This window comes from Pseudoalteromonas luteoviolacea, assembly GCF_000814765.1.
GTDB lineage: Bacteria > Pseudomonadota > Gammaproteobacteria > Enterobacterales > Alteromonadaceae > Pseudoalteromonas > Pseudoalteromonas luteoviolacea_H.
Window position 1 is genome coordinate 119,113 of record NZ_JWIC01000009.1, and the last position, 15,577, is coordinate 134,689.

A 15,577-nucleotide genomic window follows, 5' to 3' on the forward strand; every position below is an offset into this window, starting at 1 on the left:
GTAAATGGCACTTGGATGCGTTAGCGGCATCAATCAGGTAAACTAGAGGGAATAGTTGGTATTTTATAGGTGCTTTCTGTGCACGCTTTGCAGTCCTTACATACGTTTGCTTTGCCTTCTCATTGCCAAAAATTGGTGGTGGTTGAGGCGCCAGAGCAGTTAAAAGAAATAGATTTTGAACCCCCTTTCTTTATTTTGGGAGAGGGAAGTAACTGCGTCTTCTTAGAAGATTTCCAAGGCAGCGTAGTGCAGATAGCAAATCGTGGTATCGAGATCACAGAAACCGAGCTGCACTATCATGTGCGTGCAGCCGCAGGTGAAAACTGGCATCAATTGGTGATCAAATTACTGAATATGGGCATAGGTGGACTCGAAAACCTGGCGTTAATACCGGGTACCGTCGGTGCAGCACCTGTGCAAAATATCGGCGCTTATGGTGTGGAGCTGGCTGATGTCTTTGACTCACTAACAGGCTTTGATATTGCAAAGCGAGATTTTGTACAGCTTAATAAAGCTCAGTGCCAGTTTGGTTATCGTGACTCAGTCTTTAAAGGGCCATTGCAAGGCCAATTTGTGATCACAGAAGTCACACTTAAACTCCCCAAGCAGTGGCAACCGATATTAGCATATGGACCACTGAAAGCGTTGCAAGGGCTGTCTGTTAACCCTCTATCAGTGGCAGAGCGAGTGATGCAAATAAGACGCAGTAAATTGCCTGATCCAACAGTGTGCGCCAATGCGGGTAGCTTTTTTAAAAACCCTGTTGTTGAAGCGCAAATAGTTGATACATTAAAACAACAATATCCTGATATGCCAATATACCCGGTCACAAAGGGCAAAGTGAAACTGGCCGCTGGGTGGCTCATTGAGCAAGCTGGTTTAAAAGATCATCGTATTGGGGGTATCCGCGTGTATGACAAGCAAGCATTGGTACTGGTCAATGATCAACAAGGTGATGGCACTGAATTACTCGCCATGCTTGCGCATATTCAACAGTCGGTGTGGGATAAGTTTGCGGTTGCGTTAATACCTGAAGTACGTCTAATCGCCGCGCAAGGAGAATACTCAGCTGGGAGCATGCATGGTTAAAGCACCTGTCGGAAATAAATTAGCAATATTAAGTGCACTGAGCCGAGACCAATTTATTTCTGGTCAGGCATTAGGTGAGCAGTTGGGGATAAGCCGTGCCGCTGTTTCAAAGCATATAAAATCCTTGCAGGATATGGGCATTGATATTTTTAAAGTCACTGGCAAAGGGTATCGCTTAAATCACAGCTTACCATTATTAGATCAACATAAAATCTTACCAGTTTGGCAGGCGCTGACCGACAAACCTTGTCAAATAGAAGTGCAGCCTATCATTGACTCGACTAACAGTGAGCTGATGCGTCGCATTCAGTCTAAAGACGCGGGGCTAACATCAGGACAGGTGCTGGTGGCAGAGATGCAGCAGGCCGGTCGAGGTCGACGCGGCAGGCAATGGCAATCGCCATTTGGCGCCAATTTATATTACAGTTATTACTGGCATTTTGAGGACGGTATGCAGGCGGCCATGGGGGTGTCTGTGGCAGTCGGATTGGCTGTGCATGACGCACTCAGCGCATTGTATGATTTGGATGTGCAGCTTAAATGGCCAAATGATATTTATATTAATGAGCACAAGTTGGCGGGTGTGTTAGTAGAGCTTGATGGGCAAATGGAAGGGCCATGTCATCTGGTGATTGGTATTGGTTTAAACGTGGCCATGCCAAACAGTGCCGCTCAACATATTGACCAAGCTTGGACTGATTTAAGTCAGCATGTATCCGAAATAGATAAAAACCAGCTGGCAGTAGTATTGACCCTATGTTTGCAAAAGCGCCTGCATATGTATCAAAAAAATGGTTTAAGTAACATGGTTACGCAGTGGAATGCGTTGAATGCGTTTCGTGACCAAGTAGTCAGTTTGAGCACAGGGCAAAGGCAGTGGCGGGGGATCTGTGAGGGTATTGATCATCAAGGCGGTTTAATCTTACGCCAAGATGGTGAGCGTAAAACCTATTATGGCGGTGAAATTTCACTGCGTAAGGAGTCGTGATGCGCTTGCTCGTTGATGTTGGTAATACCGCCGTGAAAGTCGCCACTGAGTATCAAGGCGAGATTGTGCTTATTAATGAAGCGCACGTGCCTTGGCACAAAATCGAAGAAGTCTTGATAGCGCAAGTTGGCAGTAACGAGGACTTAACGCCGATATTGCAACACGCCCAGTCTCATCAAGTGCCTTATCTATTTGCTTCAGTCTCACCCACTTTAGGAGCACTAAAATGTGCGTATGCAGAGTTTCAAAACTTAGGTATAGACCGCTGGCTTACCGTGGTTGCCAGTTTTCATTTATTTCCCAACCAAGCTTGCGTGATTGTTGATTCAGGAACAGCGACTAAAGTCGATGTGCTGGATGCATCGGGTCAGCACCAAGGGGGATGGATTTTGCCCGGACTCGATATGATGATCGACAGCTTGGTGGCCAATACACAAAAAGTATTCAGTGACACGCATACATTGTTCGATACAAAGCTGGGGACCAATACACCTAATGCGGTAAAAAATGCAGCGCTGAGTGCGACTGTTGCACTTGCCGAGCGTGCAGTGACGCAAATGGGCGAAAACGTACAGCTCATTTATGCGGGTGGATATGGCGAGCTTATTCAGCAACACCTTGATCCTAAAGGTATCTATTTTGATGACTTGGTTATGCAAGGGCTGATTTATTGGCGTAAATATCAACAAAACGATTAAATAGTAGAGTTTTTGTTGTAAATATGAGCATTTAAACAAGAAATTGCGATTTTTTTTGATTTAACTGTTGCATAGTGTCAGCGGTTGCTCTAATATCTCGCCCCGTACTAAAGCAGTGCCGACTTAGCTCAGTTGGTAGAGCAACTGACTTGTAATCAGTAGGTCATCCGTTCGACTCGGATAGTCGGCACCATTTTCAAGATTTAGAACACGCTTTAGAAAAGAATTTTTATGTGGAGGGGTTCCCGAGCGGCCAAAGGGATCAGACTGTAAATCTGACGGCTCAGCCTTCGCTGGTTCGAATCCAGCTCCCTCCACCACTTTATTCTTGACGGTTCTGAGGTAGTTAAGAACAGGTTCCTAAAGCGGGCATCGTATAATGGCTATTACCTCAGCCTTCCAAGCTGATGATGCGGGTTCGATTCCCGCTGCCCGCTCCAGATTTCTGGTGTGCTGATATAGCTCAGTTGGTAGAGCGCACCCTTGGTAAGGGTGAGGTCGGCAGTTCAAATCTGCCTATCAGCACCAGTCTCCGGATCTTCCCAAATACTTCCTTTGATTTGTCACAAAAACATTTATAATTGTAAAGAATAAACATAGTCCCCGCGCGCGCGCGTGGATTATTTTTATATGTAATCTAGATACACAAAAACTTATAGGTTCCGTCATGGCAAAAGAAAAGTTTGAACGTTCGAAACCGCACGTTAACGTAGGTACAATCGGCCACGTTGACCACGGTAAAACAACTTTAACAGCAGCAATCACTAACGTACTTGCAAAAGTATACGGTGGTGAAGCACGTGACTTCGCTCAAATCGATAACGCTCCAGAAGAGCGTGAGCGTGGTATCACAATCGCAACTTCACACGTAGAGTACGATACTCCAACTCGTCACTACGCACACGTTGACTGTCCTGGACACGCTGACTACGTTAAAAACATGATCACTGGTGCTGCTCAGATGGACGGCGCGATCCTAGTAGTTGCTGCAACTGACGGTCCTATGCCTCAGACTCGTGAGCACATCCTACTTTCACGTCAGGTTGGTGTACCTTACATCATCGTATTCATGAACAAATGTGACATGGTTGATGACGAAGAGCTAATCGAACTAGTAGAGATGGAAGTTCGTGAACTTCTTTCTGAGTACGATTTCCCAGGTGATGACCTACCACTAATCCAAGGTTCAGCGCTTAAAGCACTAGAAGGCGAGAAACAGTGGGAAGACAAGATCGTTGAGCTTGCAGAAGCACTAGATTCTTACATCCCAGAGCCAGAGCGTGACATCGATAAGCCATTCATCATGCCTATCGAAGACGTATTCTCAATCCAGGGTCGTGGTACAGTTGTAACTGGCCGTGTTGAAGCTGGTATCATCAACGTGAACGACGAAGTTGAAATCGTAGGTATCAAAGAAACTACGAAGACAACTTGTACGGGTGTTGAAATGTTCCGTAAGCTTCTAGACGAAGGTCGTGCTGGTGAGAACATCGGTGCACTTCTACGTGGTACTAAGCGTGACGAAGTTGAGCGTGGTCAAGTACTTTCAGCTCCTGGTTCAATCCAGCCGCACACTAAGTTCACTTCAGAAGTATACGTACTTTCTAAAGATGAAGGTGGTCGTCATACTCCTTTCTTCAAAGGTTACCGTCCACAGTTCTACTTCCGTACAACTGACGTAACTGGTGACATCCAATTACCAGACGGCGTAGAAATGGTAATGCCTGGTGACAACATCAAGATGACTGTAGAGCTAATCTGCCCAATCGCGATGGACGAAGGTCTACGTTTCGCTATCCGTGAAGGTGGCCGTACAGTTGGTGCTGGTGTTGTAGCATCAATCATCGAGTAATAGTTACACGTTAACTAATTCGATAGACGAATATTAAAAAGCCGCTCAATGAGCGGCTTTTTTTATGCCTATTTTCTGCTTTAGCGGTGGTTAAAACGGCTTATTTCACCTTGCGCAAATTGAACGTACTCGCTTCGCTCGCTGTCGTTGCATTTTGCACGTTATCACCTTGCACAAATTGAACGCACTCGCTTCGCTCGTTGTCATTGCATTTTGCACGTTATCACCTTGCGCGAATTGAACGTACTCGTTTCGCTCGTTGTCGTTGCATTTTGCACTACGTCATCCTGAGCTCGTTTCAGGATCCATGTTCTGCTCGTTTTGAGCTGGTTGCTGCGTTTATGGAGGTGCATTGGTTATCTTCGGTTACAACTGCTCACTTCACCTTGCGCAAATTGAACGTACTCGCTTCGCTCGTTATCGTTACATTTTGCACGTTAATCACCTTGCGCAAATTGAACGTGCTCGCTTTGCTCGTTGTCGTTGCAGTTTGCACTGATCTTTATGACAAAAAAATGACCATGAAATCGATAAAATATATTCCATTTTTGATTTAAGGGGATTAATAAATTCCTTAATCAGGGCGTTTTTTAACCTTTTTATCCAATTTCCCATGGCGAGCACAGATCGATTGAGGTAACATGAATTGGTTAAGGATACCTCGTTTAGAAACATTTAAACTTACTGAACATGTATATGGGAAGAGTCATATGAGATTTGAACTCGCAGTAGATGACAGTTTTTTTATTAGTTCTACCCAAATAGGGAAAATTGAATTAAAAGACCTGATCAGCACATTAAAGCCAATTCAGAAAAGGCGTTTAAGTAATTTTTCAAAGCTTGCGATAGGTGCTTTGTTGAACTTAGACGAGCGGTTGTTAGAAGACGAAGATTGGGAGTTGGTATTTGCCAGTCGACATGGTGATTTTCATAAAACCAGCGAATTACTCACTAGCTTAGCGAACAAAGAAAGCCTCTCTCCATCTGGTTTTAGTTTATCTGTGCATAACGCCGTAGCAGGTATGTACTCGATATTTATGCAAAAAAAAGTACCCATCACCTCGATTGCTGCAGGCAAAGAGGGTTTATTTGCAGCATTGACCGATGCGTATATACGTCTATCGAGTAAGCACGTAAATAAAGTGGTTGTTGTACTAGTTGATCAAAGCCTGCCCGAGCAGTTCCAGCACTATGGTGATGAACAGCAAAATGATTATGCATTAGCCATGGTTTTATCCAACATTGAGGATACGCACACCCCTCATCCACATACTTTAAGCTTTACGCGAGATGTTCAGTTTACTGCCAGCAGTGCTGACAGTCCGGCAATCCCAATTGAATTTGCGAAATGGTTAGAGACATCGCAGGACCAGTTGCACCTATCTGGTCAAAAGCAGAGCTGGACTGTGGAGCGGCTGAGCTCATAGATCGCGCCTACACATTTCGATGCATGAGTGGCGGAATCAAATTTAGTAAAATTAAAGTGAGTTAACAAAAAAACAGTGATAGTATCTTAATTGGGAACCTTTGATTAACCTTTTGTTAAAGATTGGTCTGGGTTCTAGTCTTGAATATGGTCATACTCCCCTGGGGCATTAGTTTATGCGTGAATTGAGTGGGGTATAAAAAGGAGTTAAACAAAAATGACACACACTGAACTGCGTTTAGAAATCAAGCAACTCATCATCGATAGTCTTGATCTTGAGGACCTTTCACCAGAAGAGATCATCGATGATGAACCTCTGTTTAATGATGGCTTAGGCTTGGATAGCATTGATGCGCTTGAGCTTGGGCTGGCTATTAAGAAGCGATATGGCGTAAAAATTGACGCTAATAGTGAGGATACCAAGCAGCATTTCGCATCTGTAACTAGTTTGTGTGCATTGATTGTTAGCCATGAGCCCGCATAAAGCCCACTTCTGAGGGCCGCCCTGATGAACGATAAATGACGACAAGGTCCAGCCAACAAGCAAAGCAGGTTTTAGCGCAGCGTATGTGAAAATAGACGCGCCTACACGCGCAATACTGACACCGTTGATAGTGGAAAAGTAAATTAGGGGATTATGAATACTGTTCTACATTGATTGTAAGTGCTTACAAATATAACTTATGGTGCTTTAAATTAAGCCCTGTGATGGCGGTATCGAGTAAGTTCAATTTAAGGGGGCTTCACGATTGATGGTCATTCTGTCGTGTTGGGTAATTGCGTATTGCACAAAATAATTTAGTTGCGATGAGCAGATACGTGCTGTCGAGGTGATATTTGACAAGATTGATGTGTTGCTTTCTAAGTTGGAAAAAGTGAGGGCATCGGAGTAAGCATGGAAAGAGATTATAGTGGCTATTCAAACTCAAAGGTGGAGGTGATATGAGGAAGTTTAAGCCGTTGCTTGAAACCAGTGTAGAAATTGAAATTCCGTTTCATGATTGTGATCCAATGAATGTTGTGTGGCACGGTAATTATGCCCGTTATTTTGAAGTGGCACGCTGTAAGCTATTGAGTGCATACGAGTGTGGTTATGACAACATGGAAAAAATTGGCTATGTATGGCCCATTATCGACATGCAAACACGGTTTATTGGTTCATGTGTATTCGGTCAAACAATTAATGTCTGTGCACAGTTAGTGGAATATGAAGATCGGCTGAAAATAGCGTATGTGATCACGGATGTTGATACAGGTAAAAAATTAACGACAGGTGTGACGACGCAAGTAGCGGTGGAAATGGTTAGCCAGTCAATGCAGTTTACGACACCACAACCTCTTGTTGATAGGTTACGTGCCGCGATAGAGACGTCCAGTATGCCAAACTAGGTAGCAACGAGGGTATGATGGACAGAGTTTTGGCCTGATAAAACGCCTAACAGTGGCACAAATGCGTTGTAATTGGAGCTTACTGACAGAAAAATAATATTGAGTGAAAGTGATGGTGACATTTTTAAATGATTTTGGGGTGGTATGTGCACTTGGCAATAATAAAAACGAAGTGAAACACGCTTTGCACCATCCAGAAGTTGAGTATCAAAGTTTAGATCGTGAATTACATTTGGAAGGACAACCTGTTTACGTTGGCAAAGTGAACGGGCAGCTGCCTGATATGTCTGTTTTTCCCTCATATCAGCGCACGCGTAACAATGCGTTGGCACTGATGGCGATCAAACAGTTAGAGCCGACTTTGTCCGCTATGTTGGCGGGCGTGGATAAACAGCGAGTGGCGGTGATCATTGGCACGACGACTGCGGGAGTGGGTACTGCCGAACAAGCGGTCGCGCATTATATGGAAACAGATGCTTTCCCTGCCGAGTATGGTCATCAATGTCAGGAACTGATTGCGCCCGCTGAGTTTCTCGCAGAGTATCTAGGAGTGAATGGGCCAACCTATACAATTTCTACTGCATGTAGTTCAAGTACCAAAGTCATCATGACTGCGCATATGTTGCTCGACACAGATATGGCAGATGTTGTGCTATGTGGAGGTGTTGATTCACTGTGCCAGTTAACGGTCAATGGTTTTGAAGCGTTAGACTCAACATCGCAAAGCTTATGTGAGCCCTTTAGTGCCAGTCGAGATGGGATTAACCTTGGTGAGGCGGCAGCGTTATTTGTGATGTCTAAACAAGCAGGCCCTGTGTCGCTGCTGGGAGTAGGTGAAACCTCTGACGCATATCACATCTCTGCACCGGACCCAAGTGGCGATGGAGCCATTCGTGCTATTAATATTGCGCTTGAAATGGCGACATTGACGCCCAGTGATATAGATTATATTAACCTGCATGGCACGGGGACGAAAAAAAATGACGAAATGGAATCACGGGCAGTGTATACACTTTTTGCTGACTCGGTGCCTTGTAGCTCCACTAAGCGCTTAACAGGCCACACACTAGGCGCAGCGGGTGCATTGGAGCTGGGGTTTTGTTGGTTGCATTTAACCGATCCTGACACGCCGTTACCAACACATAAAATGACTAAACCACGTGATGAATCACTACACCCAATTCAACTGGTTGAGTCTGTCACTAAACAAGCTTCGCGTATTTGCTTAAGTAATTCCTTTGCTTTTGGTGGTAATAACATCAGCGTGGTTATTGGGAAAGTTGATAAGGTGCAGAGTTGATGACTGTTGGTGCACTGTACAGAAAAAGATAACACCATTTGAAGGTGCGACGGTGTTGGTATGGGCGCTTAAGGCTTAACAGGCAAAGTAACAATGGTACGGAGTTGCTCAACACCATGATTGCGAATGACAAAAAATCTGCTTAACTGTACATATTAAATACCAGATAGGAATTGGTCATATGGCATTAATAGAACGAAGTCAGGTAGGCGCATTTTGTTGGTCTGAACTGTGCAGCGCTGATTGGGCTGCTGGCAAAACATTTTATACTCAATTGTTTGGTTGGCAAAATGTCGATCAACCAATAGGAGATGGTTGCTTCTATACCATGCTACAAAAACATGGCTCTGACATTGCAGCGATGTATCAGATGATGCCAGAACAACAAGCTGCAGAAATACCCAGCCATTGGCTTGGGTATATTGCGGTTGATAATGTCGATGAAATGGCAGAGCGTGCGCAAGCATTAGGTGCAGAGGTCATTGCAGGTCCTCATGATGTGCCTGAAGCGGGCAGAATGGTGATGTTACATGAACCTGGTGGGGCGCATTTTGCCCTTTGGCAGGCAGGTGCGCACACCGGCACACAAAGAGAGCTAGAAGCAAACGTACCGTATTGGTATGAATTGGCGAGTCAAAACAGTGCAAAGAGTGAAGCGTTTTACTGTAATTTACTTGGTTGGCAAGCTGATCATCAAGCCATGGAAAACATGGATTACGTGGTGTTTAGTCATCAAGGTAGACCGGTTGCGGGCATGCTGGAAATGACGGATGAATGGCAGGGGCTCCCTCCACATTGGATGTTGTACTTCGCAGTGCTGGATTGCGACAAATTAGCTGAAAAAGCAACATCATTGGGGGGAGAGGTCTGTGTGCCGCCAACAGATATTCCACAAGTGGGACGCTTTGCAGTGATAACGGATCCTCAAGGGGCGGTATTTTCCATTATGGCTTCAAGTATGGATGAAATCACAAGCTAGCAGCTGGGCTGCTTGGTAATTTAATGATCTCTCCATTGCAATTGGCAAACCCGTTGTTTATACGATCAATGAAGGCGGCAAACTCGCCGCTTTTCATCATACCCTGAATGATATCATCTAGCTTGGGCACCAGTGCCTGATGTTTTTTGTGGATATAGTGACGAATAACAATGCCTTTGGCGGGTAATATGCGCATATAAATTTTATTGAGCCCAGAGCTACATAAAGATCCAATACTAAAGTGGTCGGTTGCAAGCAGTTGATGGCTATGGTGTCGTGTTAATGCTTGGAAAGCAGAAATGTTGTTTTTTACGCCATGACAATTCAATTTAGTGCGCCGGCAAAAACTGGTAGTGATCAAACTCCCTTCAATGGTGATAATGTCGCTGTCATTATTGATATGACACTGCTCTGGCTTCAAGCAAAACACAGCAAGTCGCACTGTGGCTAAAGGAGTAGGAACCGCAACAAGCTGAGTGTATGCGCTCATTTCATTTGCGGCACGCCCAGCTTCTGCATCAAAGCGGCCGCTATCGACCCACTGTAATCCGCGCTGTGTGGGCAAATAGTGGAATGTCGGTTTGATATCCAGCGGACCATAAATACGTGTGAAGATGTCTTCGATTTGCTCTTTTGCTAAATGAAACGACAAACCTTCACTGATATTGATGTTGAACTCTTTGGCGAGTGGTTGATTACACCCCCATAGTAGCATCAATGCAATTAAGCGATACACAACGCTTCCTAATCTTTCCTGCTTGGTTTAAGCCTAGCAGAAGTCTTCAAATGCACGCAGTTTGCGTGTCATTATTCTCTTGAATCTCGAAGAGCTTGCCCCAACAACTAAGATAAATCGTGACCTAAGCTTAGAGGGAAACATGACCAAACACGTAGTGATCACTGGGGCAAATAGAGGCATTGGGCTGGAGTTTTGTCGTCAATATACGGCGCTGGGCTATCAAGTTACAGCGGTAGTGAGACGTTCATCAACAGAGCTAGATGCGTTAAACGTAGATGTTATTGACAATATTGATGTGAGTTTAGAGCAAGATGTTGTGCACTTGGCTGATTTACTGGCCTCTAAGCGCATTGATATACTCATCAATAATGCCGGTATTTTTAGCAATGAAAGCCTCGCTGATATGGACTTTTCTAGGGTAGAGGCGCAAATTGCCGTCAATGCTGTGGCACCGCTCCGTGTAACGCATGCGCTGCAATCCCAATTAGCTTGCGGAGCAAAAGTGGCCATGATCACCAGTCGTATGGGGTCCATTGAAGACAACGGATCCGGTGCTTATATTGGTTATCGCATGTCAAAAGCGGCACTGAATGCGGCTGGGGTGAGTTTAGCGCATGAGCTTAAACCTAAAGGGATCTCTGTTGCTTTGTTACACCCTGGGTTTGTACAAACGCAAATGGTTAATTTTGCTGGTGATATTTCAGCACAAGAATCAGCACAGCGACTGATCACACGTATTGACGAGTTGACCTTATCTAACAGCGGTTCTTTCTGGCATTCAAATGGCGAGTTGCTGCCTTGGTAAATGGGTTTTAAACTAAAGGGTCAATATATTTGACCCTTTGTGTGTAATTCGGGGCTGCTTTAGTGAACTATGCTACAATTGCAAAAAAATCACGTCAGAGACCCGTATGGAACTGCAAGAAAATACGCCTTTAACACTTCCTCTTTTTCAACTAAATGAACAGCTTGAATCACGCGATATTGACTCTCCTGATATGCAATTATCGGTTAATCTCACTGCGGATTTATTGGCGAATTTATGCCAAAACCCAGCGCCAGAGCAAAATATGAGCATTCCCATAGAGCACTATGAGTTGACTGATATTGAATCCAGCTATACTGCTGTGTTGAGTGAAGGTCATCAGGTTCAATTGATCTTAAATCATGGCCCTGTACTCAGTGCGGTATTGAGTCCGGTGAGTGAGGACATGTTATTCGTCTCTCCGCCTGTAGACATGATGCCGACGTTTGACTTAGGCCTTGATGATGACGAAGATGAACATGAAGACGAAACGCAAAATACGTAGTTAAAGAGGTAGATACATGCTGCAAAAGCGTATTATTTGGCTGGCAAGTGCTCTGTTTGTGCTCAGTGGTTGTGCAGTACTGGGTGTCAGTCATTATGATGACTTATTTGGACCAGAGCAGCCGCGCCAACGTTTGGTTGAATACCGACAAGGCGGAGCACAATATTTGCAGCAGGTAAAACCGATCTTAGACAATCGCTGTGTGGTGTGTCACGGGTGTTATGATGCGCCCTGTCAGCTGAAGCTGAGTTCGCCGCAAGGGATTGAGCGTGGGCTCAGTAAAGCGTTGGTATATGACGGGACGCGTATTTTAGCGACACCACCAACGCGCCTTTTATTTGATGCAACGACCACTGCGCAGTGGCGAGATAAAGGGTTTACGCCAGTATTAAATGAGCGTGTGCAAACCCCTTATGCTAATTTACAAGGCAGTGTGATGTATCACAGCTTGCTACTGAAACAGCGCACGGTATTCCCACAGCAGAGCGTGTTGGGTGAAGAGTATGATTTTGCGTTGGACAGGCAGCAAACGTGCCCGACGATGGATGAGTACGATAACTATGCAAAGGATAATCCGCATGCGGGTATGCCTTATGGATTGCCAGCATTGACTTCGACTGAGTATGCACAACTGCAAAAGTGGTTAGAGCAAGGTGCCTTAATGAGCGAGGTCCCAGCACCTGCTGCTTCCGTTATGGCACAGGTCAATAAGTGGGAAGCTTTTTTAAATCAATCAGGGAATAAATATCAGTTAGCGGCTCGGTATATTTATGAGCATTGGTATTTGGCCAACATCTACTTTAGTGACCATAGCCATTCAGACTTTTTTAAATTGGTGCGGTCTAAAACTCCGCCGGGCGAGCCGATAGAGCTTATTGCCACAGTTCGGCCCTTTGATGATCCAAAAGTGTCGAGAGTGTATTATCGCCTAATGCATGAGCGCAGCACCATTTTGTCTAAAACACATCTGCCGTTGGCACTCAGTGATAAAAAAATGGCCCGCTTGTATGCACAGTTTATTGGCAGTGATTATCAAGTATCTGAATTGCCAGGTTATGCACCCAAATTGGCCGCAAACCCATTTAAGACATTTGCAGCTATACCGGTTAAATCTCGCTATCAATTTATGTTGGATGAAGCTGAATTGATTGTTAAAGGCTTCATTAAAGGCCCTGTATGTCGTGGTCAAATAGCACTTAATGTGATTAATGATCACTTTTGGGTGGCGTTTGTTGACCCTGAAAAAAATGCGTCTCCTGCAGTCGAAGCGCTATTGATGGCGCATGATGATGACTTGTTGTTGCCTGCGGCTGAGCAGAGCAATGCATTGCCGTTATCGAGCTGGGCTAAATACGCGAAGCATCAGAGTGATTACTTGAAAGCAAAAACGCGTTTGTCGGAAGAGATATTTAATCAAGGCGGTAAACTTGATTTAAATTTGATTTGGCAAGGGGATGGTCATAATCCCAATGCTGCGCTGACTATTTTCAGACACTTTAATAGTGCCACTGTCGTTAAAGGGTTTGTAGGGCAGCAGCCTAAAACCGCTTGGGTACTGGATTATGCATTGTTCGAACGTATTCACTATCTTCTTGTTGCAGGGTTTGATGTCTATGGCAACATAGGTCATCAGTTGATCACCCGTTTGTATATGGATTTTTTACGTCTTGAAGGTGAGCAGAATTTCCTGAACTTACTGCCACAAAGCCACCGCCAAGCGATTAAGCAGTACTGGTATCGCAACTCTCATTTGAGTTTAAGTGAGTTTATTAATCGCAAGAGCTTGTTGGGCGCACCGAGCCATATTCAGTATCACAGTCACGACCCACAACGTGAGCTCTATGACAAATTGACAGCCTACTTAGCGCCTGTATTGCATACAGAATATGATTACATGTCAGTCCCTGAGGCGTTAAAAACACTGAATCATTTACCCATTGAAGCCATCAATACATTGCCGCAAGTGACGTTTATTTTGGTAAATGACGAGTTGGGCGAACTTAAGGGCTATACTTTGTTGCGCCACAATGCCCACTTTAATATCTCATCTTTACTTAATGAAGCAGGCCAGCGAGCTTATAAAGAGGATTATGTGACCCTGTTACCAGGCTTTGTTGGAGATTATCCAGAAGCCATCTGGTATTTGCCAAATCAAGTGCATATGGCAGCGTTTAGTGAGGGGTTAAAGCAGGTCTCGGATGAAGCAAGCTATCAGGCGTTAAAAGCGCAGTTTGGGATCAGACGCACCCACCCTCAGTTTTGGCAATATAGTGACTTGTTGCATCAGATTGCACAGCAGGTACGAGGTGTAGAGTTTGGTCTATTTGATTACAACCGATTAGAGAATCGATAAATAAAAAAGTGGTGACAGCAGCTAAGCTGACACCACTTGTCGCCTCGTTTAAAGTTTAGTGGCCGCTGTTGCAGCAGCGAGTAACACATTTTCGTCCAAACGCACTTTGTAATTAGGGTTAGCGTATTGGAACTGAATTAAGCCCTTTTTATCGATAACAAAGACTGCAGGCACAGGGAGTGCAACACGGTCCTTCCCATCAAGGTCAACAAAGTTCACGCCTAGCTTGTTACGATATGCTTTGGCGGTTTTATCATCCAAGTAGTAAGCCAACCCGAGTGCTTGAGAATAAGCCAGCTCAGCATCAGACAACAACATATAATTGGGTGACTCTCTGGTGCTTTTAGCAAGAGACTGTGGAGAGTCTGGTGAAATAGCTACTATCTGAACACCTAATTTTTTCAGTTGCGGCTCAATTTTTTGGATCCCGTTTAGTTGGCGCACACAGTATGGGCACCATCCGCCACGATAAACGACCACGAGGGTCGTTTTGCTTTGATATAGCTTGGCTAAATCGACCGCTTTACCCTGACTATTTTTTAATGTCATCGCTGGTGCGTCTAACCCCGGTAGCAGCGGCGCTACCGTTTCTTGTGAATTACTGATGTTGGTGACAGTGGCCGCAGATGCGCTTGGTAGCACAGCTAACAGTAAAGCAAAGAGTAATACTTGCATAAGTTCCTCGATAAAAAATGAATAGTCAGTGTTAATAGACAGGCAAAGTGACGAAAGGCTTTCGCTCGGGTATGATATTGTGTGTAACTTTTATAATTTATCAGGTCAAAGAGAGCGAATATGTCTGCAAATATCACAAAGCTGGTGGTGATGCTGGAAATGCAAAATGCGATGAATACCAAGGTGCATGAGCAATGGTTTAGTCAAGGTTTTGAATGGTATCGAGCAATTTGGGTCGAGTGTGCAGAAATGCTAGACCACTACGGTTGGAAGTGGTGGAAAAAACAAACCCCAGACACAGAGCAGGTGATTTTAGAGCTGGTAGATATTTTTCACTTTGGTTTATCACTGCGAATTGATGGCGAAACCTCATTTGAAGAGTTAGCAAAGCAGTTAGATAAAGAGCTTGCAGCTCCAAGCCAAGCCGATGACTTCAAACAAACGCTTGAGTTATTGGCAGCCAGTGCAGTGGCCGACAAAGCATTCAATGCGGCAGCATTTGCAGGATGCATGACGCAAATAGGTATGAGTATCGACGACTTATATCGAGGATATGTGGGTAAAAATACGTTGAACTTCTTCCGTCAAGATCACGGTTATAAAGAGGGTACCTACATCAAAGAGTGGGATGGCAAAGAGGATAATGAGCACTTGGTGGAGATAGTCAAAAGTCTAGACACTGAGCATCCAGACTTTGCTAAGCAAGTATATAGCGGCTTACAGGCACGCTATCCTGTATAAACTATCCACTGGGTAACAAAAGGGCGCTCGTCACGCGT

At 44.6% G+C, this 15,577-nt stretch carries 15 protein-coding genes and 4 tRNA genes; 17 read left to right on the forward strand and 2 right to left on the reverse strand.

Annotated features, from left to right (window positions below):
- Nucleotides 1-78: 78 nt before the first annotated feature.
- The 13 genes from murB (at nucleotide 79) to JF50_RS21290 (ending at nucleotide 9,721) form a co-directional block, all read left to right on the forward strand.
- The gene (gene murB, locus JF50_RS21230; protein ID WP_039611371.1) at nucleotides 79-1,089 is read left to right on the forward strand and encodes a UDP-N-acetylmuramate dehydrogenase; all 1,011 of its coding nucleotides are present in this window, start codon (nucleotides 79-81) and stop codon (nucleotides 1,087-1,089) included.
- Nucleotides 1,082-2,077 (forward strand): bifunctional biotin--[acetyl-CoA-carboxylase] ligase/biotin operon repressor BirA, encoded by a 996-nt coding sequence (birA, locus tag JF50_RS21235; RefSeq protein ID WP_039611372.1) that lies wholly within the window; start codon nucleotides 1,082-1,084, stop codon nucleotides 2,075-2,077. The genes murB and birA overlap by 8 nt, the downstream gene beginning before the upstream one ends.
- Complete coding sequence (locus JF50_RS21240) at nucleotides 2,077-2,775, forward strand: type III pantothenate kinase (protein WP_039611373.1); 699 nt, start codon at nucleotides 2,077-2,079, stop codon at nucleotides 2,773-2,775. Before birA ends, JF50_RS21240 begins: the two co-directional genes overlap by 1 nt.
- A 117-nt stretch (nucleotides 2,776-2,892) precedes the next feature.
- Nucleotides 2,893-2,968: transfer RNA gene (locus JF50_RS21245), tRNA-Thr, on the forward strand.
- 42 nt (nucleotides 2,969-3,010) lie between these two features.
- Nucleotides 3,011-3,095: transfer RNA gene (locus JF50_RS21250), tRNA-Tyr, on the forward strand.
- 45 nt (nucleotides 3,096-3,140) lie between these two features.
- Nucleotides 3,141-3,215, forward strand: a tRNA-Gly gene (locus tag JF50_RS21255).
- Between the two features lie 12 nt (nucleotides 3,216-3,227).
- Nucleotides 3,228-3,303, forward strand: a tRNA-Thr gene (locus JF50_RS21260).
- Between the two features lie 139 nt (nucleotides 3,304-3,442).
- Nucleotides 3,443-4,627, forward strand: coding sequence for an elongation factor Tu (tuf, locus tag JF50_RS21265; RefSeq protein WP_039611374.1), 1,185 nt, complete (start codon nucleotides 3,443-3,445; stop codon nucleotides 4,625-4,627).
- Between the two features lie 710 nt (nucleotides 4,628-5,337).
- On the forward strand, nucleotides 5,338-6,054 hold the full coding sequence (locus JF50_RS26470) for a beta-ketoacyl synthase chain length factor (RefSeq protein WP_052262640.1): 717 nt from the start codon (nucleotides 5,338-5,340) through the stop codon (nucleotides 6,052-6,054).
- A 216-nt stretch (nucleotides 6,055-6,270) separates the two neighbouring features.
- Entirely contained in the window at nucleotides 6,271-6,537 is a 267-nt protein-coding gene (locus tag JF50_RS21275; protein WP_039611375.1) for a phosphopantetheine-binding protein, read from the forward strand.
- Nucleotides 6,538-6,995: 458 nt separating this feature from the next.
- Nucleotides 6,996-7,442 carry an acyl-CoA thioesterase gene (locus JF50_RS21280; RefSeq protein ID WP_039611376.1) on the forward strand — a complete coding sequence of 149 codons (447 nt, stop codon included), beginning with the start codon at nucleotides 6,996-6,998 and terminating at the stop codon, nucleotides 7,440-7,442.
- Nucleotides 7,443-7,554: 112 nt separating this feature from the next.
- A complete protein-coding gene (locus JF50_RS21285) occupies nucleotides 7,555-8,742 on the forward strand; it encodes a beta-ketoacyl-ACP synthase (RefSeq protein WP_039611377.1) in 1,188 nt (395 codons plus the stop codon).
- A gap of 181 nt (nucleotides 8,743-8,923) precedes the next feature.
- Complete coding sequence (locus JF50_RS21290) at nucleotides 8,924-9,721, forward strand: VOC family protein (protein ID WP_039611378.1); 798 nt, start codon at nucleotides 8,924-8,926, stop codon at nucleotides 9,719-9,721.
- Here JF50_RS21290 and JF50_RS21295 read toward each other — a convergent pair.
- A complete protein-coding gene (locus JF50_RS21295) occupies nucleotides 9,711-10,457 on the reverse strand; it encodes a hypothetical protein (protein ID WP_052262643.1) in 747 nt (248 codons plus the stop codon). The genes JF50_RS21290 and JF50_RS21295 overlap by 11 nt on opposite strands.
- A gap of 142 nt (nucleotides 10,458-10,599) precedes the next feature.
- Here JF50_RS21295 and JF50_RS21300 point away from each other — a divergent pair, with 142 nt between their 5' ends.
- From JF50_RS21300 to JF50_RS21310, 3 genes are all read left to right on the forward strand, one after another.
- Nucleotides 10,600-11,265, forward strand: a complete 666-nt coding sequence (locus JF50_RS21300; RefSeq protein ID WP_039611379.1) for an SDR family oxidoreductase — start codon at nucleotides 10,600-10,602, stop codon at nucleotides 11,263-11,265.
- Between the two features lie 106 nt (nucleotides 11,266-11,371).
- Nucleotides 11,372-11,770, forward strand: a complete 399-nt coding sequence (locus JF50_RS21305; protein WP_039611380.1) for a hypothetical protein — start codon at nucleotides 11,372-11,374, stop codon at nucleotides 11,768-11,770.
- Between the two features lie 16 nt (nucleotides 11,771-11,786).
- The gene (locus JF50_RS21310) at nucleotides 11,787-14,123 is read left to right on the forward strand and encodes a fatty acid cis/trans isomerase (RefSeq protein ID WP_039611381.1); all 2,337 of its coding nucleotides are present in this window, start codon (nucleotides 11,787-11,789) and stop codon (nucleotides 14,121-14,123) included.
- Between the two features lie 48 nt (nucleotides 14,124-14,171).
- Here the strand turns inward: JF50_RS21310 and JF50_RS21315 are convergent, their stop codons facing one another.
- Nucleotides 14,172-14,798, reverse strand: coding sequence for a peroxiredoxin-like family protein (locus JF50_RS21315; RefSeq protein ID WP_039611382.1), 627 nt, complete (start codon nucleotides 14,796-14,798; stop codon nucleotides 14,172-14,174).
- A 120-nt stretch (nucleotides 14,799-14,918) separates the two neighbouring features.
- Here JF50_RS21315 and JF50_RS21320 point away from each other — a divergent pair, with 120 nt between their 5' ends.
- Entirely contained in the window at nucleotides 14,919-15,539 is a 621-nt protein-coding gene (locus JF50_RS21320) for a dUTP diphosphatase (RefSeq protein ID WP_039611383.1), read from the forward strand.
- Nucleotides 15,540-15,577 lie beyond the last annotated feature (38 nt).

Excerpts from the sequence above, each read along its gene's own strand:
- birA (WP_039611372.1), top strand. The coding sequence starts at position 1,082 with ATGGTTAAAGCACCTGTCGGAAATAAATTAGCAATATTAAGTGCACTG.
- JF50_RS21240 (WP_039611373.1), top strand. The coding sequence starts at position 2,077 with ATGCGCTTGCTCGTTGATGTTGGTAATACCGCCGTGAAAGTCGCCACT.
- tuf (WP_039611374.1), top strand. The coding sequence starts at position 3,443 with ATGGCAAAAGAAAAGTTTGAACGTTCGAAACCGCACGTTAACGTAGGT.
- JF50_RS26470 (WP_052262640.1), top strand. The coding sequence starts at position 5,338 with ATGAGATTTGAACTCGCAGTAGATGACAGTTTTTTTATTAGTTCTACC.
- JF50_RS21275 (WP_039611375.1), top strand. The coding sequence starts at position 6,271 with ATGACACACACTGAACTGCGTTTAGAAATCAAGCAACTCATCATCGAT.
- JF50_RS21280 (WP_039611376.1), top strand. The coding sequence starts at position 6,996 with ATGAGGAAGTTTAAGCCGTTGCTTGAAACCAGTGTAGAAATTGAAATT.
- JF50_RS21285 (WP_039611377.1), top strand. The coding sequence starts at position 7,555 with ATGGTGACATTTTTAAATGATTTTGGGGTGGTATGTGCACTTGGCAAT.
- JF50_RS21290 (WP_039611378.1), top strand. The coding sequence starts at position 8,924 with ATGGCATTAATAGAACGAAGTCAGGTAGGCGCATTTTGTTGGTCTGAA.
- JF50_RS21300 (WP_039611379.1), top strand. The coding sequence starts at position 10,600 with ATGACCAAACACGTAGTGATCACTGGGGCAAATAGAGGCATTGGGCTG.
- JF50_RS21305 (WP_039611380.1), top strand. The coding sequence starts at position 11,372 with ATGGAACTGCAAGAAAATACGCCTTTAACACTTCCTCTTTTTCAACTA.
- JF50_RS21310 (WP_039611381.1), top strand. The coding sequence starts at position 11,787 with ATGCTGCAAAAGCGTATTATTTGGCTGGCAAGTGCTCTGTTTGTGCTC.
- JF50_RS21315 (WP_039611382.1), bottom strand. The coding sequence starts at position 14,798 with ATGCAAGTATTACTCTTTGCTTTACTGTTAGCTGTGCTACCAAGCGCA.
- JF50_RS21320 (WP_039611383.1), top strand. The coding sequence starts at position 14,919 with ATGTCTGCAAATATCACAAAGCTGGTGGTGATGCTGGAAATGCAAAAT.